Here is a 24,037-nt window from a genome sequence, read left to right on the forward strand (position 1 = left end):
TGGCCTTGTGTTCATTTACCGTAATTTGGCGGGACAAACATTGATCGGGTAACTCCTGCATCCGCGCAGCGATACACGCTTCTTGACTTTGCGCGCGGCGAGGAAGGGATAGCTCGACATCGGCGGCGCGGGTTCGACGGACAGGTTCGCGAGCGACGGCACGAGGTGCCGATTGTCGTCCGGTATCGAAGGTGCAAGCAGATCTTGGTCCGCCCGAGACGTCGCACCCGCTGCCGCAGCAGGGCCAAGTTGCCACATATCGTTGTGAATTGCGCTGCCCGTGCGTGGATCGACCAGCCCCGGATTGGTTGACCGATCGAGTTCCGCAAAACCGGTGCCGCCGTACGCAAATGCATCGCCACGGGCGCCCGAATAGGGCGATGAATCGCCTGCGAAGCAGTAAGCAGCATGAACGACCAGTATGCAACAGACGGGCAACAGCTTTGTCATGGACACCTCGTAAAGGTTGACCTGTTACACGGCGGGGAAGCGTGAGAGACGCCTCCACGCCCTGATTCAAACCTTGGTCTGGTTGCTATAGATGTAGTAACCGTACTGATCGTGCCGAAAACGGCTGTATCGTGAGCCGTAGGTTCGATGGCTCGTATTGAGCTTGATGCCGTTCAGAACGACTCCTTTCACACCCACTCCCGCAAGCGCGAGGCGCCTTGTCGACTCCTCGATCTCGCCGAGCCGGTTAACGTCGGCGCGAGTGACGATGAAGACGGTGCCCGCAAGCGCACCAAGCGCCTGCGCGTCCGACACAGGCAGGACCGGCGGCGAATCGATGAGCACGATGTCGTAGCGCTTCCCGACTGTCTCGAGCGCGACGCGCAGCGCCGGCGATAAAACGAGCTCCGAGGGATTCGGCGGGAAAGTGCCGGTCGCGATGAAATCGAAGCCACTCCCGATGCCACGTCTCGTGACCTCTTCGATGGTCATTTTCCCGCCAATCCATTCGGATAGGCCGTCCTCACGCGCCACCTGCAGGTACTCGTTCAGGTTCCCTCTATGCAAATCGCCATCGATCAGCAGCACTTTCTTGCCACCCGCAGCCAGAACCTCGGCGAGGTTCGCAGAAATGAATGACTTGCCAACGCCAGGGGTGGCACCCGCCAGCATCACGACATTGTTTCGGGCACCGAGCATGGCGTACTGCAAAGCCGTGCGCAGGCTGCGCAGACTCTCGACGGACGGGTCATGCGGTTCGCGATGGACGAGAAGCCTCATCGGCGATCCGCCACGCCGCGCTTCGCTTAAAAGCGCTTGTTGGCGTTCGCTGTAGGGAACGGTGACTATGACATTGAGCCCAGTAAGCTGCTCGATTTCGTGAGGGTCCGACAGACCTGCGGCGAACGTCTTCCGTGCGAACGCGACGACCACACCCAACACAATCCCGCCAATCAGGGAAAGCAGGATGATGATCGGCACTTTCGGCTTGACCGGCCGCTCCGGAACTACGGCATCGTCGACCAGGCGCACCGTACCCGTCTTGCCGGCTTTGATCACCCTCAACTGCTGCGCGCTATTTAGCAGGCCCGTATAGAGAACAGTGTTGACTTGGACGTCGCGCATCAGCCCGACCGCCTGCCGTTCAAGATCCGGCAATTGCTTGATCTCTTGCTCGGATTGACTGGCAGACGCCTCCAACTCAGCGATCTGCTTGTCGAGCGCAGTCACACTCGGATGAGTCGCCGAAAAGCGGGTGAGTAGATCTTCTCTTTGCACGCGTAGGTCCACCAATCGCTCCTGGATACCGCCCGCCTGTGTAAGCAGTTGGCGACCCTCGGCCCCGAGGTCGATCGTTCCATGCTCGTCCCGGAAACTCGTGTACTTTGCCTCCGAGTCTTCGAGTTGCTTCTTCAGTTGCGGCAACTGTGCGTTGAGAAATTCAAGAGACTTCTCCGCATCGGCGACTTTTCGCTCCCTGTTCTGCGTAACGTACGCTTCGCCGATTGCATGCAGGAGGTCCTTGCACCGGATGCGCTGAGTGCATTCGAGCGACACTTCGATCACATCCGATTCCTTATCCTTTTCGGAGATAGCAAGTTGCTCCTGCAGTTTCTCGATCGTTTGCAGCGGCGACGCGTGCGTCAGATTGAAGCGAATACCTGGCTTGGCCGAGATGGAAGCGACTCGCAGGGAGACGTCGCCCGCGGGAAGGTGAAATGTTTCGAGTCTCCCTACACTTCCTTCGAACGTGTGCTCGCCGTCTGGCCCCGTCACCCGGTATGCGCCGTGCCCCAGATATTCGAGTTCGAATCGTTTTCCGTACAGGCTCTCGGGAACGTCGAATGCACCAACGTCGGCCTGCTCTCGCCCCCATGCGAAGCCTCCCCATCCCAAAACACCAGGGTCGGACAAACCCTTGCTCCGCGAGGCAATGAACGCGCCAATCACTGGAAAGTAGCGAGGCTCGGCACTGTAATCCCAATGAACCGCATCGACCGCTCGCGACACCACGAGTCGAGATCGCAGGATGTCGATTTCTGTCGCCGCCGCCGTCTTGATGTCAAAGAGCGAAGAGACATCGCCGAGCAAGCTCTTCGTCGAATCCGCGGAAGCCTTTTCGACTTGGATCAGCAGATCCGCCCGATACACGGGCTTGGCGAGCAGCGCGTACGCCGTGCCGAGCAGCGTGGCAGCCACGGCGAAAACGAGAATCAACCAGCGGGCCTCGATAAGGAAATCGACGTAATCGGTAATGGAGATCGCATCTCCTTCAGGTTGCAAAAAATTGCTCTTTGGCTGATCTAGTGGCTTCATTGCTTTTCCCTAAATAGACCGCTTGTCGTCAGCTGCCGCACAACTGCACGAGCGAGTTCACAAAACGCTCCATCACATGGCGACGATCCAGATTCGCTATCGCGTATTGACGTCCGCGCATGCCGCACCGGCTCGCAAGCTCCGGTTCGTCGATCAATGCCTCGATCGCCGCGGCAAACGCATCGCGGTCGCCTGGCGCCACAGCGACGCCGCATTGCGATGCGACGGTGCACACGTCCGTTCCTTCTTCCGCGATCGCAACGATCGGTCGCCCGCTGGCCAGCATTCCGGCCAGCTTCGAGGGCATCACAAGATCCGCGACACTGGCACGCTGGGGCAAGAGATGGACGTCTGCACAATCGAGCAATTCCGCGAAGGTATGTGCGGGCTGCAGCGGGAGGAACGTTACATTTCGCAATCCTGCACAATGCTCGACCAACGCTGGCCGCCCCGAGCCTTCGCCGCAAAACACAAAACAAATGTCGGCACGCCGCGCGAGACGCCGCGCCGCGTCGGCCAGTACCTCGAGCCCCTGCTTCTGCCCCATGTTTCCGGCGTATAGACAAACTTTCGTGCCTGCAGCGAGACCCAGTTCTTTGCGATACCGATTCCCTAACCGGTCGTTGCGAGGTTCGGCGATATCGACCCAATTGGGCAACGTGACGAGCTTGCGCGAATCCACGCCTTTTGTCTTCGCACGTTCGACCATTTTCGTGGAGATCGACGACACGACGTCAAATCGGCGCATCAACCAGCGTTCGGCGCCAAGCGCAAGCCTCTTCAACCAAGCCGATTTCACCAGCCCGAGCCCGAACGCCGCATCGACTTCGTAATCTTGCACGTGGAGCCAGCACTTGGCACCGACGAGTCGCCCAGCGACCAGCGCGATCGGTGCACACATCAGACTGGGCTCGACCATCCATATGACATCGGGCCGCCAGAGCAGAAGCCGCGCCATGACTGGCAAGGTCGCCGCCACGAAGCTGGCGTGATGTATGAGGCGTTTAATCCCGCTCGGCCGAGCCGGCACGTAAAGCGGACAACGGTAGACCGTGATGCCAGGCCTCGTGCGGTCGATTGCATACCGATTGCGAAATCCATCGAAAATTCGCCAGCCAGGATAGTATGGTTGCGCGGTAACGACTGCGGCTTCGCCGCCGTGCTCGCGCAGCGTCTCGACGAGTTCGCCAGAATACTTTCCCACGCCAGTCAGCTCCGGTGCGTAGTTCAAGCTGTACACGAGAATCCGCAGCGGGGCTGCGCCGCTCACCTGCTTTTGTCTGCGCCGCCGAACCCCACGGTCGACGTCCTGCGCTTGATCGACATGGCTCACTCTTCACACTCCATTGCTGCAGGCGTGCCTTGCAGGGTCCTTTGCTCATATCCGGGGGGACGGGGACGGGTCGGCGAGGTGGCGTCGTCATCCCGGGGCTGAGTGCGGAGCCGATACTCCGTCGGCGACGCGGCGAAGCGTTTGCGGAACATCTTCGCGAGCCGATCGCCATTGCGCATGCCCGTGCACCGTGCAATGTTATCGACTGGCAGGTTCGTCTTCGCAAGCAAGTGACAAGTCAAGTCCAATCGTGTCTGCAGAAGGAATTCTGAGGGTGTGACGCTCATCTCACGCTTGAAGCACCGCAGGAAATTGCGCTCGCTCATGGCTGCGATTTCCGCGGCATCGGCAATGGTGACCGGGTGCTCGCAGTGCGCAAGGAGCCAGCGTGCCGACGCGCGGACCTTGTCGCCGACCGTTTTGCCGCTGACTTGACTCAGAAGCGGAGCGAGTTCACTGCCGAAACCCGGAGATAACCGCTCTGCCACCGCGACGGCGACATCGAGTCCCCAATCGCGCTTCACTTGCACCAGCGCCGCGCACATCGCCCGATAGGGATCGTCGTTGACGCTCGAGTGCCCCTGCTTGACGTGCCGCTCCATGCTGATTCGCTGCCCCCACCCCGACGTGCGCGGCCGCCGTGCGCTGGCGGCTCCAAGCTCAATTCGCGCTCCGAAAGGATCCATCGGCGCGGTATTCGGATAGAGAAGACGGACCAGCTTGATGAGCCGCCGATCGCGTGCCGCATTGCCCTCGCCTTCCTTGCCCATGATGAAGGCAGCATGCAGTTCCCCGACCTCGCGCGGATCGAGCCGATCCGTGCATGCCTTCGCCGAAGAAGCGCAGGCGATGTCTCCCCCATCGAGCGACAGCAGGCGAAGGTCGTAGGATCGAGACTTGCCCATCTCGGTGCAAGCAACCTCATTGGCCATCTGGAATACCTCGGTCACCATCGCCAAAGCCAAGAAAGAAAAATCCTTGAGCAACAGCAATCCGATTCGACGGCTGTGCGTCGCCGGGTCAGGTGTCAAAGGTTTCGACCCGTCGGCCCGGATATTTTCAACATCGATGTAAGCCATATTCGATCCCCACGATTCAATCAAGTCACGTTGTGTCCTGAAACCACATTCCCGTCGCCCATCAAATCTGTCGCCCGAGGGTCGTTGAACCTCGCGCCTCGCTCCGAGGCCGGGCCTATTACTTCGTCAAGATCGCCCCTGTCAGCCCTGCGTCGATCGCCGGCAGCAGCAAAGAGAGGAAGCGGTTGAATCGGACGAGCCCGTTGCCGTCTACATAAACGATGTCCTTCGGCCTTAACGTGAACTGGTTGGCCAGCACCATTGCGACCGGCGAACGTGCGTTCAAGTGGTAAACCTCGGGCTTTCCGCCGAGAGAACCGCGAATGACGAATATCTGGGCCGCGTCTGCGCTGGCGGGATTGATGCTCCCGGCTTGCGAGATCGCCTCGCCGAGCGTCAGCTCGCCATTGATCGTCGGCACGGCCGTCGTTGGCCGATTGACTTCACCGAGCACGTACGCGCCGTTGTCGGCGCGCGTGGATACGCGCAGCAGATCGCCCTTTTTCAACATGATGCCGGCTGGGTTCTGCCCGCGCGCGATCATTCCGGCCAGATCGAGCGGATACGACATGCCATCGCGCACAAGCTTCACTTGACTTTCATCCGCATTGGCCGTGAAGCCCCCTGCCCGATTGATCGCTTCGTAGACCGTCATTGGCACATCGTTGATCTGCACTGCACCGGGCGTACGAACTTCACCGTCCACGTAGACTTGGTTGGAGCGATACGACTCGACGCGCACTGTTACTTGCGGTTTCACGAAGCGCCCCGGCATCGAAAGCAGTTCGAGCAAGCGCTGCTGGGCCTGCTCCACCGTCAGGCCAGCCACATGGAAGGTGCCCGCGTACGGGAACTGCAGATTGCCTTTTTCGTCTATGACGAATCCTTGCGCGGGATCGGACGGCCTTGCATTCGTCTGCTGCATCGTACCCAGCGCTGCCGCGAGCTCGGGGTGATCCCAGACCGTGATCTGCAGCACATCGCCCGGGCCCAGTACGTAGGGATGCGCAGGCCCGATGAGCGAGCTGATCAGATCCGACTCGCCGTCCTTCCTCCCCGCTTTCAATTCCTTGATCAGATCGATCGTGATGTCTTCGATCGTGACGGGAAGATTCACAGGCGACGTCTGCGCGTTGCCACTCGATAGAGGCAGCGTCGGGTTGTCCGGCATCCGCATACCCGTTGCGACGCTGCATGCCGAAAGCAGTGCAGCGCATCCAATGACGACAATCGTCAAGCGCTTCATAAGTTTTTCTCCACAACCAGTCAGTCATGCTCGCATCGTCGTTATTTCGACGAGCTTCCCGAAAAGCACACCAAGCCGTCGACGCATGTGGGCCGCTCGCCCGGCAATCACTCAATAAGCGTTCGGATGCGCGAAGCCTTTTACGATCGTCGCCGCGATGATTCGAATGTCGAGTGCAAACGACCAATTGCGCAGGTAGTAAAGATCGTGCTCGATACGGCGCTGCATCTTCTCAACGCGATCCGTTTCGCCGCGCAGGCCGTTGATCTGCGCCCAGCCGGTTATTCCGGGCTTCATCCGGTATCGATGGATGTAGCCATTGACGATGCGTCGGTAGAAGTCGTCGTGTTCCAACGCGTGCGGACGCGGCCCTACGACTGACATTTCGCCGCGCAGCACATTGATGAATTGCGGCAACTCGTCGAGGCTCGTGCGCCGCAAGAAAGCGCCTACCTTCGTGATGCGGGAATCGTTGCGCGTCGCCTGACGAACCGTGCCTGGCGTCTCCGTATGCACGCGCATCGTGCGGAACTTGAAAATGTTGAATACATGTCCATCCGCGCCCTTGCGCCGTTGCTTGAAGAGAATGGGCCCCGGCGACGAAAGTTTGACCGCGATCGAGATCACGAGCAGAAGCGGCACCAGGGCGAGCAACGCGAATGCGGCGAACACACGGTCGAACACGTCCTTTTGCATTCGCGAGCCGGGTGAGAGCGGCGAGGCGACGAGATTGATCGCCGGTACGCCAATCAGATCGACCATCCCACCGTCGAAGACCTCGAGGCTGCGCACGTCGGGGAATAGGCGAATGTTCAGCAGATCGTCGCGGAACTCGTTAAGACAGTCGAGGATCATCGCTTCGTCGGACAACGGTAACGCTATCCACAGTTCGCGGACGTCGCTCGCGCGCACGTGCTCGGCAAATCGGGTGAAATCGTTGAACGCAGCGAGGCCCGCGCAGACAGCAGGAGAGATGCCGCCGCCGCGCGAGTCGAACACGGATACCGCACGAAACCCGCTGCCCGTCGAGCTCTCAAGTTTCCGAATGATCTGCTCGCCGTGCTCACCGCCTCCCACGACGGCGACGGACCGTAGATTGAGTCCGGCATGCCGCACCCGTGCGAGCGCGGCGCCAGCCGCGAGACGCGAAGCGATCATCGCGCTTCCCGTCAGCGCGCTCCAATCGAAGAACCAAAGGCGGGAAATAGCGCCGCTCGCATGCAGCGAAAACATCAGGATCAGCCCCGACGCCTGAACCACGAGCCACGCCAATGCAACGCGGCTCGCAAGCCTGGTCAATGAACGCCCCCGCCATGATTGATAGACGCCGAACACCGGGAACATCGCTAATGCACCGGCCTCGGCGAACGCCACGAAACCGGCATGGTTCGGGTTGGCAACGAGCGCGTCCAGCCGCATCTGCGAGGCAATCTGAGCACCTGCCAACACCAGTACGACGTCGAGAACTCGCGCAAGCGATCCCGGAATGGCAGCCATAACGCATCTCCAACATCCAATCTGGACCGAGCGGGAGCATGCCTGTCACGGCCAGTGCTCCTGCCATCGAACGACTACGCTTGATTTGATGGGTCAGGCTCTGCCGTAGCTGTCGTCGAAACGCACGATGTCGTCTTCGCCGAGATACGCACCTGATTGAACCTCGATAATCTCGAGCTGAAACTTGCCGGGGTTTTCCACGCGATGGATAACGCCGACCGGAATGAAGGTCGACTCGTTCTCGCTGACGAGGAATTGCTCAGTGGCGCGCGTGACGAGCGCCGTGCCTCGAACGACGATCCAGTGTTCAGCACGATGATGATGTCGCTGCAATGACAGCCGGCATCCAGGATCGATCACGATGCGCTTTACCTGAAAGCGCTCCCCGTGATCGAGCGAGTCATAATAGCCCCATGGTCGCTGGACCTTGCGATGATGATCGGCCTCAGGAGCCGCCTGCGCCTTGATGCGTTCCACCAGCGCCTTCACGTCTTGCACATGCGCACGATCCGCCACGAGCACAGCATCGTCGGTCTCGACCACCACAACGTTCGTCACGCCCACGCACGCAACGAGCCGTCCCTGCGCATGTGCAAAGCTGGACTTCGCGCCTTCGAAGAAGACACGGCCTTTTGACACGTTGCCGTCGGCGTCTTTATCGAGCGCTTCCCAGACCGCGTCCCAGGAGCCGAGGTCCGACCAACCCGCATCGAGCGGCACAGCCACGGTCGGCGCAAGCGCCTCGTCGCCGGCCAGGTGCTCCATGACGGCGAAGTCGATCGAGTCCGAAGGCGCTTTGGCGAATCGTTCGCCATCGGGGTGAAAGAACACGCCTTCCCGCGTGCCCGACTCGACCGCCGCCATGCACGCGTCGTACATACGCGGCTGCAGCGCCTGAAGCATGTCGAGCCAGACGGTCGCGAGGACGACGAAGATGCCGCAATTCCACCAATACGCGCCTGACTCGACGTATTCGAGGGCGAACTCGGCAGTCGGCTTTTCGACGAAGCGATCGATGGCGAAGGCGCCATCGCCGACCGAAGCTCCGACGCGCATATAACCGAAGGCTGTGTCGGGCCGCGCGGGCGGCACGCCGAGTGCGACCACCGCGCCGCGCTGTGCATGATTCGTCGCGATAGCCAGCGAGCGCGCGAACGCATGCAAATCGACAATCGCATGGTCTGCCGGCATAGCGACCAGGATCGCGTCCTCACTCTGAGCGGCGAGCATAGCCGCCGCCAATGTCAGTGCAGGTGCCGTGTTACGACGCATCGGTTCGACGATGAAAGACGCGTCTATGCCACACTCTCGCATTTGCGCCGCGGTCGCAAAGCGTTGGTCGGCGCCGCAGACGACGATGGGATCCGTCGCCGCGCGTATCGCGGTGAGCGCCTGCGCTCGCCGAACAGTTGCCTGCAACAACGTATCGTCACCGAGTAGGTCGATCAACTGTTTGGGATATTGCTCTCGCGAAAGCGGCCACAGACGGGTACCAGCACCTCCCGCCAAAATGATCGGGGCTAGCGGAAATGCGAAGGGCATCGCGATGCGGCCACCTGTCTGGCCGGTCAGCAGCCCCGACCTTGCGACTGGATCGTCCGTCGCGCGGTCCGGGGGCAAATCCAGTCGGCCGCGATATGTGACGATGTCCGGTATCCCCTGCTTCATAGTGGTCCTCGTTTCTCGTTCGATGGTCTAAGTTGTGCCGCCCGTCCCCGACGGGCGCTTCTCCGAGCGGTTGCGATACTCGGCGACCCCGGTGTCTGCGTGACAATCTGCAGAATGTGTGCCAACCCCTAGGCAATGCGTCCGGAAAACAATCGTGATAGCCGCGCTTGCGGCTTCGTGATTGGCGAATTGCGTCGACGCCGTTCGAAATGGCAGTTGAAGCATCATTTATTTTTTTCTCGAACGTGTCGACTCGTTACGTAACGATCTCGTAACGCCAGGTGTCCAAAAAAGAGTCGTGCCGGCATTCGCCCTCGCCGAATCTCAGCGCGCACGCAGACGACCGTTCAGGGGCACCGTCTGACCATGACGGACGACCGTGGCACCGCGATCTTGGCGCCAGAAATTGCGGACGAACACTAAAGGCAGTGGCGGTAGCTATACCCGCATAGCCGCTGCCCGCCATTTTTTCGCCTTGCCTTGCAAGGCGTCATGCCGGGCGGCATAGTTCGCCGAAACGAGTCTTCCGAGTCGATTCTCCGACAGGGTGACGGGGCTGCCTTTGTCTTAAAAAACGTTAATGGGGGTCTGCGTGAAAGTCGCATTAATCACCGGCGTGACGGGTCAGGACGGCGCTTATCTGGCCGAATTCCTGCTTAATTACGGCTATACGGTACATGGGATCAAGCGCCGTACATCACTTTTCAATACCGACAGAATCGACCACCTTTACGAGGATCCGCACGAGCCCAATCCTCGCTTTTTGTTGCATCACGGGGACTTGACCGACTCGTCGAGTCTGATCCGCATCATTCAGCACGTCAAACCCGACGAGATTTACAACCTGGCGGCTCAGAGCCACGTGGCTGTCTCGTTTGAAGAACCGGAATATACGGCCAACTCTGACGCACTCGGCACGCTGCGCATTCTCGAAGCTATCCGCATCCTCGGGCTCGAGAAGAAGACACGGTTCTATCAGGCCTCGACCTCCGAGCTGTACGGTCTTGTCCAGGAAATACCCCAGAACGAGACAACGCCCTTTTACCCGAGGTCTCCGTATGCCGTCGCAAAGCTATACGCATACTGGATCACGGTGAACTACCGTGAGGCGTACGGCATCTATGCCTGCAATGGCATCCTTTTCAACCACGAATCGCCGCTTCGGGGCGAAACGTTCGTCACAAGAAAGATCACCCGGTCGCTTGCGCGGATCAAGCTCGGGTTACAAAAATGTCTTTACATCGGCAATCTCGACGCCAAGCGCGATTGGGGCCACGCGCGCGACTACGTCGAAATGCAGTGGCTCATGCTCCAGCAGGACGAGCCCGAAGACTTCGTCATTGCGACCGGCGTCCAGCACAGCGTGCGTGACTTCATCAACGCAGCCGCGAGAGAGCTCGACATGCCCATCGCCTGGCGCGGCAGCGGCATCCACGAGAGAGGCTACGACACGAACGGGAACGTGATCGTCTCCGTCGATCCACGATATTTCAGGCCGACGGAAGTCCAGAGCCTGCTGGGCGACGCCACGAAGGCCCGCGTACGGCTCGGATGGGCGCCGCGCACCAAATTCGCCGATCTCGTCGCCGAGATGGTTCGCGAAGATTTACGCAGTGCCGAGCGTGACGAGCTCGTGCGGGAGCACGGCTATGAAACGTTCGCGTTCAACGAATGACTTGCGAAGAGGCCACCCATGAATCAATCGATCGACAGAGACGCGCCGATCTATGTCGCCGGCAACCGAGGTATGGTGGGATCGGCAATCGTCAGGCGTCTGCATACGCTCGGCTACACGAACATCGTGACGCGTGATCGCGCTTCACTCGACCTGCTCGATCAGCAAGCCGTTCGGCGCTTCTTTCGCGAGGAGAGGCCCGCCTGCGTCTTCCTTGCCGCGGCCAAGGTCGGCGGAATCTACGCCAATAGCACCTACCCGGCCGATTTCATCTACAACAACTTGTTGATCGAGACGAACGTCATTCACGCAGCGAAGGAAGCCGGCGTCGACAAGCTTATCTTTCTGGGTTCGTCGTGCATCTATCCGCGCGATTGTCCGCAGCCGATACGCGAGGAGTATCTGCTCACCGGGCCGCTGGAAAAGACGAATGAACCTTACGCCATCGCCAAGATCGCCGGAATCAAGCTGTGCGAATCATACAATCGCCAGTACGGAACGCATTACATCAGCCTCATGCCGACGAATCTGTACGGCCCGAACGACAACTACGATCTGCAGACGAGCCACGTACTGCCCGCTCTGTTGCGCAAGGCGCATGAGGCGAAGTTGCGCGGCGACTCGAAGATCGTCGTCTGGGGCAGCGGAACGCCGCGCCGCGAGTTCCTCTATGTCGATGATATGGCCGACGCCTGCGTGTTCCTGATGGAGAGCGGCGCGACGGAGGGCATCTTCAACATCGGCGCGGGTGAGGACGTGACGATCCGCGAGCTCGCCGAACTCATCATGCGCACGGTCGGCTTCGAAGGCGATATCGTCTTCGACACGAGCAAGCCGGACGGAACTCCGCGCAAGCTGCTTTCGGTCGACCGTATGCACATGTTGGGCTGGCGCGCCACGACGTCGCTGTCCGATGGAATTCGCCGGACTCACGAAAGCTATCTCGCTGCCTGCGGCGCTACATCGTCCCACCCCGACAACGATGCGGTGGCGAGTGAGCTTGCGCTATGCCGGGACGAGTAGGCGGCGCGAAAAAAATGCGCCTCCAATTCGTTATTTGGAATGTCGTTGATTACCACGTACCGCGGTATCGCGCCGTCGCTCAGTTGGCGACAACGCAAGGATACGAAATCTCGCTCATTGAGATTTTCGGACGTTCGAGGGCATATGGTTATCCGCAAGTGGAGCGCGACAAGTTTCTTGCGGAAGGCTCCGTCCAAGCGATCACGCTTTTCAAGGATCACGCGCATGGCGAGAAGAACTGGCTTCTCGTCTTGATGCGGCTACGCAAGGCCCTGCGCGCCCAGCGCCCCAATATCGTCGTTACGCTCGGCTACCACACGAGCTACGCGATCTACCTCTGCGCCGCCAAGTTGCTGCGTCGTCGGTTCAAGCTCATGTACATGTCCGATTCCAAGCACGACGACGGCAAGCGCTTCGGGCTCAAGGAATGGTTCAAAAAGCTCCTCGTATCGCATTTCGACGGCGCTTTGGTCGCCGGACAAAGGCATCGCCGGTACGCGCAGTCACTCGGCATACCACTTGAACGCTCTCGCGTCGGCTTTGACGTCATCGACGTTGGTTATTTTCGCGAGGCGGCACTGCGCGCAGCGGGATGCCCGGCGCAAGCGCGCACGCTTTTCGGATTGCCCATGCGGTATGTGCTGTGCGTCAGCCGCTTTGTCGAGCGCAAGAACGTGTCTGTCGTAGTCGAGGCCTTCGCGCGCTCAACACTGGCACACGGCGGAACATCGCTCGTGATAGTGGGCCAAGGGCCACTCGAGGATGCGATTCGAAAGAAGATCGACGAGCTCGGGGTCCGCGAGCACGTGACCATACTCAAAGAAGTACTCAACAGAGACATGCCCTCGCTCTATGCGCTCGCGGATTTTCTCGTCCTTGCAAGTGCATTCGATCAATGGGGCCTCTGTGTCAATGAAGCGATGGCGTGCGGCTGCCCAGCGATCGTATCGGAGACATGTGGCTGCGCGAACGAACTAGTGCATGACGGAATCAACGGCTTCGTCGTCCGGCCAGGCCATATTCAGGAGCTGACGGACAGGATGAAGCAACTCGGCGAGGATAGTGATCTGCGCCAGCATTTTGCCGCCGCTGCTCTGTCGACCATTCGCAATTGGACGCCCGCACTCTTCGCAAAGAACGTCCTTGCACTCGCGGATGATTTGTTACGCATGATACGCCCCTCGCGTGATGAGATATCGGCTGAATAAGCGAGAGACAAGCAAAAACTCGGGAGAATGACTATGAGCGGCGTTTCTGTCCTCATCCTGACCAAGAATGAAGAGAACGACTTGCCAGGGTGTATGGAAAGCGTCATTGAGTGGTGCGACGACATTCATGTCTACGACTCTTTCAGCACGGATCGGACAGTCGAGATCGCAAGTCGGCTCGGCGCACGCGTCACACGCAGGCAGTTCGACAATTGGGCCAGCCACCAGAACTGGGGCCTTGCGAACATTAAGTTCAAGCACGAGTGGGTACTGTATCTCGATGCGGACGAGCGCATTACCCCAGCGCTGGCGAAAGAAATCCTCGCTGCCGCAGCCGCCCCCGGCGATTTCGTAGCATTCGACGTCAGGCGCAGAGACTTCTATAGGGAACGCTGGTTAAAGCACGTGCAGGCCACACCTTACTATATCCGGCTCTTCAAGCCCGCGTATATACAATATGACCGACTGGTCAATCCAGTCACGATCGTCAATGGCAAGAAGGGTCGGCTCAGCGGGTACCTCGATCACCAGCCTTTCAGCAAAGGCATTGCGCACTGGGTTTCCCGGCACAATTCATACAGTTCGCTTGAGGCGGACCAGCTTCTCATCAATGAGTCGAAGTCAGAAAAATTTGAGCTATCTAAGGCCCTCCTCTCGAGGAACTTCGAAGTCCGGCGCTACCATCAAAAGGGATTGTTTTCCAAGTTGCCGTTCCGCCCGCTGCTGAAGTTTTTCGTGCTTTATGTCGTGCGCCGCGGATTCCTCGACGGCGGCCCAGGCTTTTCCTACGCTCTGCTGCAGTCGATCTATGAATACTTCATCGTGCTGAAGGTAGATGAGCGCCTCGAGCTGAGAAACGCAGCCGATCCACTTCTGCAGAACGAAAATCGCGCGCTTTCGGGCGATGCGCAAACATGACGCCACGAACGCCACCTGCCACGCCGTCCGTGCGGCCCTCCGATCGTTAGTATCACGCAGCCGCTTGCGACAGCACCTTGCGGGCGACCCATAAGTATTGATTCGCGGTGTCGTCCAGGGTCATGCCTTCGAGCCGCCGTTCGGTCCTGCCCTGCTGCATCGCCGTCAAAAGCGCTCGCGAGTACGCTACCGGGTCGTTCGTATCGACCAATTGCACATTCCCGAGCCGCTCCGCAAACGCAAACGACGGAATGGCATTCGCAACGATGGGAATTCCCGATGCAAGCGCCTCGGCAAAGGCGATGCTGCTCGCCTCGAAGGTTGACGGCATCACGAATACATCTGATTCGGCGAGCGCTTGCGCGACATCGGTTCGCGGCCCGTTGACCGCCACTTTATCCGCGATACCAAGACTGCGCGCAAGGTCTATCACCGATTGGTAGTACGCGGTGTCCTCGATGATGCCGTAAAACTCCAGGCGCGCCGAAGGCATCTGCGCGAGCACCTCTCGAAACGCGCGCACGGTATGCAGTTGGTTCTTGATCGGCAGATAACGTCCAATTTGCACTATCCGCGCAGCACCGTCGGAATCGTCAGAGCGAACTGCAGCCGCGAAGCGCGCCACGTCCACGCCATTTTGAATGACCATCATGAAACGATGCGTTCCGATCGTTGCGATGTATGTGTCCACGCTCGCCTGCGAAACGCCGATCAGAGCGCGCGCGCGTCTGCTCAAGATTCGCTCCGCCCAACGGAACGACCAGTGCTTGAAATCATTTCCCCCGGAATGCATGACATAGACTATTGGCACGGAGATCGGAAGCAAGCGGGCAAACATCGCCGGAATCGTCGCATGTGCAAAAATCACGTCTGGGCGAAAGCGCCAAACGACTCCAAAGAGATGCCACAACTTTCCGATCATGCGGTGCCGTCGCCGCGGAAACCGGCAGGCCACGCCGTCTCGGTCGAGCTCTGTACGCAGGGCGACGAAGTCGTCTTGCTCGGGCAAAAGCGACGTCACCCATACCGGGTACCCCTGCCGGCGCTGAAGCGTCGCAAGCTCTTTCACGAGCACCTCGGCGCCTGACAACCGTGGCGCCAACACCAGATGAAGCATCCGCATAGTGTCCCCCATCTCTATAGTGCATCGAAGCGCGGCACATTCATGACCAGACCGAATTGATTCGAGCAATTGGGGTTGACTTTGCACAAAGTATGCCGGCCAGAGAGGCAGTTCTGCGGTGCCGAGGCCGAGGGCGCATTCGCCACCTCGCTGTTGACTGGTCGAGCCGAACTCGCGAGGACTGCAACATCCAAAGCGGCTTTGCATATTCCGCGAGTGAGCTCTCGTTACGTTACGGTTGCGTAACGCGGATCCAATGCCCTTTCGATCTCCTGTACGCTCAATGTACGATCTACGATCGCGCCTCGTGGTATCGGCACACGCCCGGCAGATTTGGCACGCTCCTTCTATCGGTGCACAGTTAAATGTCTTCGCACGCGAGGATTCCCGGAAGCTAGGAGTCGACAAACGCGTTAAGGCCGTCCTAGTGCTTATCCGCCAATTTCAGGCCTCATCTTGCACCGCATTAGGCAAGCCGGCATAGTTTGCTAAAGACCATTGCGATGACATTTAATAGAGATCAATATGCGCGTCGAATTCGTCATCGGTAATACAGGCGACGCCCGGGGCGAGGAATGAGTCAACGGGCCCTCGTCATCGAACCTGATTTTTCTGGCCATCGCTGGCGCTATGTCGAATGGACCATCGAAGCGCTTATCGAAGCCGGATACGATTGCACGCTCTCGACTGACGCGCGCAACCGCGAGCATCCGCTCATCCGGTCATACCAAGAGCCGCGATCCGGCGTCTCCTTGGTCTGGCTTTCCGATGGAAAGGCGCCGTCGTCTATCCTGCGACGGCTGTTGAATCGAGCGAAGCAGGAGTTTGCCTTTCACACTTTATTCGCTTCGGCCTACCGCGCCGCGAACGGCAGGGATTCCGTCGATCTCATTGTGGTTCCCTACGGTGACTACATCCTCAAAGCCGTGGCTATTCTGGGTTCACCCTTCGGCGCAGCACGCTGGATGTGCGTCACGATGCGACAGTTTTTCCATATGCAAGAGGTCGGCGTCGCGGTGCCTCGTCGCCCGCTGTTCGATTTACTCACGAAGCAACTCTTCATGCTCGCCCTATGCCGAGGGAACCCAGCCGCGGTGCTATCGATCGATCCAACGCTCCTCCTTTGGCACCAATCGTCGCGATTGGCTGGCAAGCCCCCATCGATCTACTATTTGGCCGACCCCTTCCCCGAGGTAAGCCCGCGCGACAAGTCGGCCGCAAAAGCGCGCCTCGGGATAACTGCCGATCGATCGATTCTCGTCTATGGGGCAATCTCCGAGCGCAAAGGCATATTCGAGCTACTGGGCACGTGCATGACGCTTGACGGCCCTCCGCTGATCATCATCGCGGGTGAACAAGACGACGCAGTGAGTCAGTACCTTTCGTCGTTCGGCGATCGACTTGCTGACCGGATTGCTGTGTTCAACCACTTCATATCGGCGGAGATGGAGGTGGACTTGTTTTCGGCATGCGATGTGGTCTGGATCGGGTATAAGGACCATTACGGCATGAGTGGCGTACTGGTTCAAGCTTACAAGTTCGGAAAAATCGCGATCGCAAGCTCCGCTGGACTGATCGGTTGGTTTGCAAAGCGCGACCAAATGGGCCCGCTCCTCGACGATCTCTCCGCGTCGACGATCCGGTCCGCCATCGACGACGCGATCCGTCAGTGCCAATCAGACGCCCCGTCGTCCGTCCGGAAAGATCGAGCGAAACTTCTTGCCCAACACACCGTCGTCAATTTCAAAGAAACGATCAAACGAGCGGTCGGCAACTGTGCGCCAGCTGTCGATGGACACGACGCCGACGTGGCGTGCACCTGCACGGGCGCATCGCAATCCGCCGGCTGACCAAGGCACCGAGATCATGGGCTTGAAAATTCTGCATGCTATCGCCAGCGTGAATCCGGCATATGGTGGGCCGATAGAACATGTTATGCAGATCGCGCGCGTACACAGGAGTCATGGCAACTCGGTCGAGATCGTGTCGCTCGACAGCCCAAGCGATCCTTGGGTCGCGGACTGCAAGGTTCGTTGCCATGCGGTCGGGCCGGGACTCGGAAAATATCGCTATACCCCCAGGCTCATCTCATGGTTGGAAGCGCATGTGTCGACTTTCGACGTCGTGATAGTCAACGGTATATGGAACTACATCTCGTTTGGCGTCTGGCTCGCGCTCCGCGGCTCGACGGTACCGTATTTTGTATTCGCGCACGGGATGCTCGATCCGTACTTTCGGAGGCAATACCCACTCAAGCATTTGAAGAAATGTCTGTACTGGCCGTGGGCGGAATACAACGTACTGAGAAACGCCAAGGCCGTATTTTTCACGAGCGAAGAGGAAATGCTGCTCGCTCGTCAGTCGTTTTGGCCATATCACTGCAACGAATATCTAGTCAACTACGGGACCGGCAGCGCATCGGGGGACGCGGAGCAGCAGCGCGAAGCGTTCCTCACCCGCTTTCCGCACTTGCGCGGCAAGCGAAGTCTGCTGTTTCTTGGCCGTGTCCATGAGAAGAAAGGTATCGATCTGACGCTGAAGGGGCTCGCTCAGTGCATAGCGGAGACGCCAATCAGCCGGACGACCGATGTGCATCTGATCATCGCGGGTGCGAACGACAACAAGCACGCCGCCGAGATCAAAGCACTTGCCAAAAAATTGGGATTGGAAGACAGAATTACATGGACAGGCATGCTGAGCGGCGATTTGAAATGGGGAGCGTTTCATGCGTCGGACGCGTTCGTCCTCAACTCTCATCAGGAGAACTTCGGGATCGCAGTGGTGGAAGCGCTGTCCGCCGGCCTGCCAACGTTGATCACCAACAAGATCAACATTTGGCGCGAAATCGAGCAAGCGCACGCCGGCTTTGTCGATCGGGATGACACTGCCGGCGCGGCCAGGTTGTTGAACCGCTGGCTCACCGCTCCACACGATGAGTGGGCCGATATGCGCATACGTGCTCGAGATTGCTTCAACTCGCGATTCCACGTCGGTGCAACGTTGCAGTGCCTGGAGAACGCCTTTGCAACTTACGGCATCGAATACGAAGCGACACGTCGTGCAGACCTTCTCCCATCGAATGCGTAATTACCAAGCGCTTTGAGCCATTGATGACACAAACGCAAACGCAAGCGCGTACGACTCGACAAGCAGAAGACTTGCTCGAGGGAAGAACACGCTTCAACGGGCCGACATTCACTTTGGTGAACCGGTTGAGGCGGGCTGCGTGGCAGTTGTTCAGCCTGCTATTCTTCAGATTCTCGCCCGTTCCGTGCCATCGATATCGATTGTTGCTGTTGATCCTCTGGGGCGCCAAAGTATCCCTGCGCTCGGGTGCCCATGTTTATCCGGACGCGCGGATTTGGGCTCCATGGAATTTGGCGCTCGAGGAATATGCTTCGATCGGCCCTCGGGTGAATTGCTACAACATCGCCAAGATTACGGTAGGCCCTCGTGCGATTGTGTCGCAGGGGGCCTATCTTTGCACCGGGACGCACGACTACGACGATCCTGACTTCCCATTGTACGCACGGCCGATTGCACTGCAGGCGCGTTCGTGGGTATGTACTGAAGCGTTTGTAGGACCGGGCGTCACTGTGCATGAAGGTGCTGTTCTTGGCGCGCGCGCCGTTGCCACCAAGGACATCGACGCATGGCAGGTTCATGCGGGCAATCCTGCTTCATATAGGAAGACGAGGAATCGAATACCGGGGAATTAGCGTAATCGCGCGACCGGTATCGAGGGTCCCGCACGCTCGGCAGGCGGCCTCTCGTTACGTACCGTTGAGGTAACGCCGTCCATAACCGACGACTTTAATCAGGCGATACCGTGCGTACCAGATCTGCTTGCGCTCCGATCGTTCGGCGTCGCGCCGCGTTGCGACTTCTTGTCGCTGGCTCATCTGCCATTGTGAGTGTTGGCCTTCCGGGCACTCATGCGCAAAACGCCCGGCCCACCCTCGTTGCCAAATCGCCAGACGGCCAAGCGGGCACGCGCATGCCTCAGCGCTCAGCGTCGGCTTCCGATTCGATGCCTACGGCGGCTGTCATTTGCACGGACGCGTCGACGACATTTGGCGGCCGCGCCAGCGGACTTATCACGGCCAATACCCCAAGCTCCGACGGCACACGTATGTTCACGGAAGGCAGCCGCTTCAGCATATCGTTCGTCACCGCTGCGCCGGAACCCGACGATGTAGTGTGGTCGATCCGGGACCATATGGATCGTATCCAGGTCAGTGGTACGTTTCACGTCGCGGGAGGCACTCGCACGACCACACTTTCATGCAAATCGACGTTGAGCGGCTATTTCGCCGTATCGGCAACGCTGTCCAAGGCCGGGGGAACGTTGCCGCGTACTGGCACCCGTCCATCCGGAATCGCAACGTTCGGGATCTTGCCAAATTCGTCGACATATCTTCCGGCCGTGACTCTCGCGCATATCGACCAGCATCGTTTTGGCATGCAAGGATTCAACGGCCGCGCGCGGTTGCTGGCGGCCCTGGGGATATCGCAAACGATCGACGATCGGCAGCTCTCGGTTATGGAGCCAGCGGGACCAAACAAATGGAAGCCATCGGTTGCCGACGTGGATCCGATCTACAAGCGCGGACAGGTGATGCGACTCGTGCGGCTCGATGGCATCCCCGCATGGGCAAGTCCTGCCGGAAGAGATGAGGATCGCAGCCACCCTCCCATCAACCTGAGCTACTACGAGCACTATATGGCACGAGTGGGTGCAGACACCGAAGCCATTCGCCAAGTATTTTTCCCGAGTCAGCAGAACAACTACTATCAGGTAACGTGGGAGCCGGACTGGCAAGACTCCGCCGCCAACTTCGTCGCAATGTATGCGGCCGTCTATAAAGGGTTGCACTCGGCCGATCCGCACGCTGTTGTCATGGGGCCGACCAGTCCGGTGCCGGGGGCCTACTGCACCGTGTATTGCACGGCCAACTTGTTGAGCACATATGCTTCACTCGGATTGGCCAATTACATCGACGGTGTCACCACCCACGGCTATTACGCTTACCCGGCTTCCGCCGCAACACCGCCAGAAAAGTACGACACCGATCCCAACCCGTCCAACGTGGCCCAGGCCCTCGATCAGCAGATGCGCGCCTTGCGGGCGCAAATGCAATCGATGAAGCCCAACATGCGGTTGTGGTCCACCGAGCTCGGCATTCGCTACGATCCGGGCGCAGCATATGGCCCGAATTACCCCTCGGCCAATCAGTTGTATGCGCAGGCCGCCGTTGCCACCCGCGCCCATCTCATCATTCTCGGCGAAGGCGCCCAGGTCACCTACTTCTTCTTCGGCGCCGACTACCCGGGCGATCCCGGCTACGGCACCTTCTTCGACCTGGACCACTCGCAAGGCTCGTTCACCGCAACCAATCTGAGCCCCAAGCCCGAGGCCATGGCATTCGCCGCCATGACGCGCATCATCGACGGCACACAGACGTTCGGGCGACTGAACGGCCTGCCTCCGATGGTCTATGGGTATGCCTTCCAGCAGCTCGGCGGCGGAAAGGTCATCACCGCTCTCTGGACCCACAACAACGCGGTTTGGCCAAACTCGAACGGTACCTATAGCCCAACCTACACCAACCGCTACGCCCTCGCGGTCGATGCACCGGGAACGAATGGCTTTGTGAAGGTGATCGATATGATGGGCAACTCGAGTCAGGCCGCTTATGTGGACGGCATCACCGCCCTCACCCTGACCCCATCACCGATTTACGTCATCTCTTCGAACGCAAACGTGGTCAAAGCCAATGTTACTGCGCCGGTCGGTTACAACGGCCAGTGACCACGAAGCGGTGCCGGCCGCCACACCCACTGCGGAAATTGATTTTTGAATCACATCGAGGCGAAATCAACGCGCCGTGCCACTTCCCAAATCGGCCTGCGGCCAAGCGGCGGAAGTTGGTATCGAGGTAGTCTGCCGCCTGTTTGCCAGTTCTCGATAGACGCCGGGAATGTATGCCATCACGAGGATATAGACGATGGGCGCCCCGGTGATTGGCTCGGAAACGAGCGCCGTTACAAGAATCGGGATACAAGCCGCGACTTTTCGCCAGCTACCTCGGGAACCTGGCCGCCATCCAGACAAGATCAAGAACTGGCATAGGAATCCGAAGACCCCCGTCATACCGATACTGGACAGCAAGCAAATACCGTCGTCCTCGCCACTGCTACTGAACAATCCGGCGCCGACCGGATTGTCACTTACTGCCTGAACCCCTCTGCTCATGGCATTTGCTCTGTCGGTGACAGAAGTGCCGTGGGTCTGAAGCTTATCCGTCAACCCGATGTACGGCGTGTACACTGCCGCCGGATATGAGAGACCGATCATGATTGCAGCCACGACCATTCGCCCCAAGCGAAAGCGTGGCGAACCAAAAAGATAGATCAACCCAATCGTCAGCACGAACAGGACAACGCCAAGCGACGAGAACGCGAGGATGATTCCTGAGGCGAGGCCCAACAATACAAGCCAGGAACGTCGAGTAAATGCCTCGTACGCCAGAAAGAAGCAGGCGAACGCCTGGTAGATGCCCGCTTCCCGGAAGAACCCGCAGAACCGATCGAGGCTCGTGGTCCCCGATACGAAGTCCGTGTACAGCATCGATAGGGGGAAATATATCGCGCCGGTTGCCGCCGTCGGATCAATGGTTTGGTCGGTGTAGCCCTTTATATTCAACGTATATAAGAACAGCGGATCGCGGCTGCCCAGCACGGAGGTCAGGATGACGGTCACAAGACTCGACAGCCCGAGAAGCGACACCACGGTGCAAAGCTGCCGGAAGAACACGCCGTTTGCCCTGGTGTCCATCAAAATCATCGAATATGGAACAACGACCACAATCGTGGTGATAATGTCCTTCAGCGCGAACTCCAAGTTGGAGCGATTGTTCAACACGGTGAGGGGTCCGACGTACAACCAGTAGGCCGCCATGAACGCGCCCAGCATCAACATTTCTATGCGCAGTTGCGGACTTGTAAAGCGCTGCTTCTTGCGACTCACGATCAGGTATGCCCCGGCGAGCACGACCGCGACAACCATGGCTATCGACGAAAAATTCTCTCCGAGAGCTGCAGGGCGCATCAAGAAAAGGTCGAGCACAAGCCCCAAGCTGATCACGTCCTCGAGGGGAGGAATTCTCGTGGAGATACGTTTCTTCATAGTCGATCCTTGTGTCCTCTCACGAGAATCTGCCGCACATTTACGCTGGCATATACGCAGCCGTTTCAGCTCCGGCCAGCGATTCCGCCAGCTCTATCACGTTCGTCGCAAAGAACTTCGGCGTCCACCGACGAATCGACCATGCCGCGTTGTCCGAAAGCCGTTCCTGCATGCCTGGAACCGTCGCGAGTTGCACCATCCGATCCGCCATTGCAGAAACGTCGCCAGGCTCGACGATGAAGCCATTGAGCCCTTCGAGCACGAGTTCATTCGCCACGCCGCAAGTTCGTGTCACGATGGCGGGCCTGCCGGCCGCAAACGCCTCATTGATGCAAAGCCCCCATTGATCGAATGCGCTGCCAAGCACGACGAATTCGGCAAGCGAATAGAGCCCCGGCATGTCCGAGTTCACGACCGAATTGAGCACCACGATGTGATTTTTCATGCCTCGCCGATCGATTTCATCTCGGATCTGTCCCTCGCACGGACCTTGTCCCACCAGGACTAGAGAAAGCCCTGCAGCATGCAGGCCGGATCGAAAGAAGGCCTCGATCACTAAATCGACGTTCTTCCGCTTGACGAATCTGCTGACACAAAGAACGTATCGTTCCGGTAGGCCAAAGCGCTCTCGAATTGTCGATGCACTCGCAAGCGCTGCGCGCGCCTTTTTCGAAAAATAATCAACATCGATGACGTCGAATCCGATTCGCGACCGGGCCATCGGAATACCGAGCGACTTTGCATACGCCCGATGCTTCTCGCCTGCGACGAGCGCTCCGTCGTACCTCGACACCACTATTCGCTTCAAGCCTTCTTTGATCAGGTAGCGCTTGCCGTCATCTGCTTTCGAGTCCGACATGTAGATGAGCGCAAATCGCCTTCTCAACAGCTTCGCCAGTAGAAGAAAAAATGAATAATTCGAGTTGTAGCCGTGCGTCACCACCACATCGGGGTTGAACCGCCGCAGCGCCGCGAATACGCCGGCACCGATGCGGCACCAGTGCCCGTCGGCCTCACAAGCACCCTCCAGCAACGTAACCGCATTCGACGGGGAGCTGTTGAAGAACGCGGCGCGGCGCGCCTGCGGAAAATCGTACAGCGGGGATCTGCTGAATCCTTCGACGAGCGACACCTGGTGTCCTCGATCAGCGGCAAGCTCAGTCAGCGCTTCGTACCGGGGCACGTGATAGTCGCCCAGGTTGCCGATGACGAATAGTATTCGCATTGGATCATCAAACCTTCTGTTATAGAGTCGCAGGACTTGGTGGGCTCCGCCCGTGTGTGCGCCGGGACGATCGGGAAGAAGCGCATC

General features: G+C 58.9%; 18 protein-coding genes. 8 read left to right on the top strand and 10 right to left on the bottom strand.

The genetic code is table 11. The annotated features are described in order from the left end of the window. Positions 1–15: 15 nt before the first annotated feature. From B0G57_RS20805 to B0G57_RS20835, 7 genes are all read right to left on the bottom strand, one after another. Positions 16–450 carry a hypothetical protein gene (locus B0G57_RS20805; protein WP_018440500.1) on the bottom strand — a complete coding sequence of 145 codons (435 nt, stop codon included), beginning with the start codon at positions 448–450 and terminating at the stop codon, positions 16–18. Between the two features lie 66 nt (positions 451–516). After that, a complete protein-coding gene (locus B0G57_RS20810; RefSeq protein WP_018440499.1) occupies positions 517–2,766 on the bottom strand; it encodes a polysaccharide biosynthesis tyrosine autokinase in 2,250 nt (749 codons plus the stop codon). A gap of 28 nt (positions 2,767–2,794) precedes the next feature. Continuing rightward, positions 2,795–4,099: a WcaI family glycosyltransferase gene (locus B0G57_RS20815; RefSeq protein ID WP_018440498.1), complete on the bottom strand. Its 1,305-nt coding sequence runs from the start codon at positions 4,097–4,099 to the stop codon at positions 2,795–2,797. Next, on the bottom strand, positions 4,096–5,064 hold the full coding sequence (locus B0G57_RS20820; protein ID WP_158256626.1) for a helix-turn-helix domain-containing protein: 969 nt from the start codon (positions 5,062–5,064) through the stop codon (positions 4,096–4,098). The genes B0G57_RS20815 and B0G57_RS20820 overlap by 4 nt, the downstream gene beginning before the upstream one ends. A gap of 232 nt (positions 5,065–5,296) precedes the next feature. Further along, on the bottom strand, positions 5,297–6,424 hold the full coding sequence (locus B0G57_RS20825) for a polysaccharide biosynthesis/export family protein (protein ID WP_018440496.1): 1,128 nt from the start codon (positions 6,422–6,424) through the stop codon (positions 5,297–5,299). A gap of 111 nt (positions 6,425–6,535) precedes the next feature. Further along, positions 6,536–7,921: an undecaprenyl-phosphate glucose phosphotransferase gene (locus B0G57_RS20830; protein ID WP_018440495.1), complete on the bottom strand. Its 1,386-nt coding sequence runs from the start codon at positions 7,919–7,921 to the stop codon at positions 6,536–6,538. A gap of 93 nt (positions 7,922–8,014) precedes the next feature. Beyond that, positions 8,015–9,589: a mannose-1-phosphate guanylyltransferase/mannose-6-phosphate isomerase gene (locus B0G57_RS20835; RefSeq protein WP_018440494.1), complete on the bottom strand. Its 1,575-nt coding sequence runs from the start codon at positions 9,587–9,589 to the stop codon at positions 8,015–8,017. Between the two features lie 580 nt (positions 9,590–10,169). On the opposite strand from B0G57_RS20835, the gene gmd reads away from it, so the two are divergent. The 4 genes from gmd to B0G57_RS20855 all read left to right on the top strand — a co-directional run bounded on the left by gmd (position 10,170) and on the right by B0G57_RS20855 (position 14,413). After that, positions 10,170–11,264, top strand: coding sequence for a GDP-mannose 4,6-dehydratase (gmd, locus tag B0G57_RS20840; protein WP_018440493.1), 1,095 nt, complete (start codon positions 10,170–10,172; stop codon positions 11,262–11,264). Between the two features lie 18 nt (positions 11,265–11,282). Beyond that, positions 11,283–12,287 (top strand): GDP-L-fucose synthase, encoded by a 1,005-nt coding sequence (gene fcl, locus B0G57_RS20845; protein WP_018440492.1) that lies wholly within the window; start codon positions 11,283–11,285, stop codon positions 12,285–12,287. A 158-nt stretch (positions 12,288–12,445) separates the two neighbouring features. After that, positions 12,446–13,495, top strand: a complete 1,050-nt coding sequence (locus tag B0G57_RS20850) for a glycosyltransferase family 4 protein (RefSeq protein ID WP_223258616.1) — start codon at positions 12,446–12,448, stop codon at positions 13,493–13,495. A 33-nt stretch (positions 13,496–13,528) separates the two neighbouring features. After that, positions 13,529–14,413 carry a glycosyltransferase family 2 protein gene (locus tag B0G57_RS20855; protein ID WP_035468588.1) on the top strand — a complete coding sequence of 295 codons (885 nt, stop codon included), beginning with the start codon at positions 13,529–13,531 and terminating at the stop codon, positions 14,411–14,413. 52 nt (positions 14,414–14,465) lie between these two features. On the opposite strand, the gene B0G57_RS20860 is transcribed toward B0G57_RS20855, so the two are convergent. Further along, positions 14,466–15,944 (bottom strand): glycosyltransferase family 4 protein, encoded by a 1,479-nt coding sequence (locus tag B0G57_RS20860; RefSeq protein WP_317615658.1) that lies wholly within the window; start codon positions 15,942–15,944, stop codon positions 14,466–14,468. Positions 15,945–16,111: 167 nt separating this feature from the next. Here B0G57_RS20860 and B0G57_RS20865 point away from each other — a divergent pair, with 167 nt between their 5' ends. The 4 genes from B0G57_RS20865 to B0G57_RS20880 all read left to right on the top strand — a co-directional run bounded on the left by B0G57_RS20865 (position 16,112) and on the right by B0G57_RS20880 (position 21,348). Next, positions 16,112–17,386, top strand: coding sequence for a glycosyltransferase family protein (locus B0G57_RS20865; protein ID WP_018440488.1), 1,275 nt, complete (start codon positions 16,112–16,114; stop codon positions 17,384–17,386). A 16-nt stretch (positions 17,387–17,402) separates the two neighbouring features. Next, positions 17,403–18,623 (top strand): glycosyltransferase, encoded by a 1,221-nt coding sequence (locus B0G57_RS20870; protein ID WP_223258615.1) that lies wholly within the window; start codon positions 17,403–17,405, stop codon positions 18,621–18,623. Between the two features lie 200 nt (positions 18,624–18,823). Then, positions 18,824–19,255 (top strand): putative colanic acid biosynthesis acetyltransferase, encoded by a 432-nt coding sequence (locus B0G57_RS20875; RefSeq protein WP_223258614.1) that lies wholly within the window; start codon positions 18,824–18,826, stop codon positions 19,253–19,255. 413 nt (positions 19,256–19,668) lie between these two features. Then, a complete protein-coding gene (locus B0G57_RS20880; RefSeq protein WP_102606806.1) occupies positions 19,669–21,348 on the top strand; it encodes a hypothetical protein in 1,680 nt (559 codons plus the stop codon). Positions 21,349–21,414: 66 nt separating this feature from the next. On the opposite strand, the gene B0G57_RS20885 is transcribed toward B0G57_RS20880, so the two are convergent. Together B0G57_RS20885 and B0G57_RS20890 are read right to left on the bottom strand one after the other, a co-directional pair. Beyond that, positions 21,415–22,725, bottom strand: a complete 1,311-nt coding sequence (locus B0G57_RS20885; RefSeq protein ID WP_018443318.1) for a hypothetical protein — start codon at positions 22,723–22,725, stop codon at positions 21,415–21,417. A gap of 40 nt (positions 22,726–22,765) precedes the next feature. Then, positions 22,766–23,950: a glycosyltransferase family 4 protein gene (locus B0G57_RS20890; protein WP_018443317.1), complete on the bottom strand. Its 1,185-nt coding sequence runs from the start codon at positions 23,948–23,950 to the stop codon at positions 22,766–22,768. Positions 23,951–24,037 lie beyond the last annotated feature (87 nt).

Origin of the sequence: Trinickia symbiotica, from assembly GCF_002934455.1 — a bacterium.
Taxonomy (GTDB): Bacteria; Pseudomonadota; Gammaproteobacteria; order Burkholderiales; family Burkholderiaceae; genus Trinickia; species Trinickia symbiotica.